We start from the raw sequence: 620 nt of genomic DNA on the forward strand, positions 1-620 counted from the left end.
TCGCGGAAGACACGTCCGCGCCCGGGGTGCGCGGCTGCGCTTGCCCACCCTGCGCCCCTGGCGCAGACTGCCCAAGCGCGACAGACGAATCCAGCCCGGAGGACGACTCGGCCACCGCGTCGGACTCATCGAGTGTCGGGACCACGTAGGCGACCAGGCGATCGCCGGTGCGGGCATCCGACTTCGCCAGCACCGCGGTCTGGGCGACCTCCGGCAACGCCAGCAGGGCCGCCTCGATCTCACCCAGTTCGATACGGAAACCACGGATCTTGACCTGGAAATCGATACGGCCCCGGTACTCCAACTCACCGGCAGTGTTCCACGCCACCAAGTCACCCGTGCGATACATCCGCGAACCATCAGCCGCGAACGGATTCGCCACGAAACGATCCGCCGTCAAATCCGGGCGAGCGAAATAGCCACGCGCCAACTGGTCACCCGCGAGGTACAGCTCACCCGCCACACCATCGGGCACCGGATGCAAACGGGAGTCCAGGACATAGACCTGGCTGTTCCACTCCGGCACACCGATCGACACCGAACCCGCATCGGCGTCGGTCACCAGGTGCGTGGTGACCGACACCGCCGCCTCGGTCGGACCGTAGAGATTGAACAGCTGA

General features: G+C 66.1%; 1 protein-coding gene. It reads right to left on the reverse strand.

Features of this window, described 5'->3' with window-relative positions:
• Positions 1-620, reverse strand: a 620-nt coding sequence (locus ON31_RS25535) for an AMP-binding protein (RefSeq protein WP_039817305.1), incomplete at both ends; no start/stop codon positions are given.

The organism is Nocardia otitidiscaviarum NBRC 14405 (genome assembly GCF_000308635.1).
GTDB lineage: Bacteria > Actinomycetota > Actinomycetes > Mycobacteriales > Mycobacteriaceae > Nocardia > Nocardia otitidiscaviarum.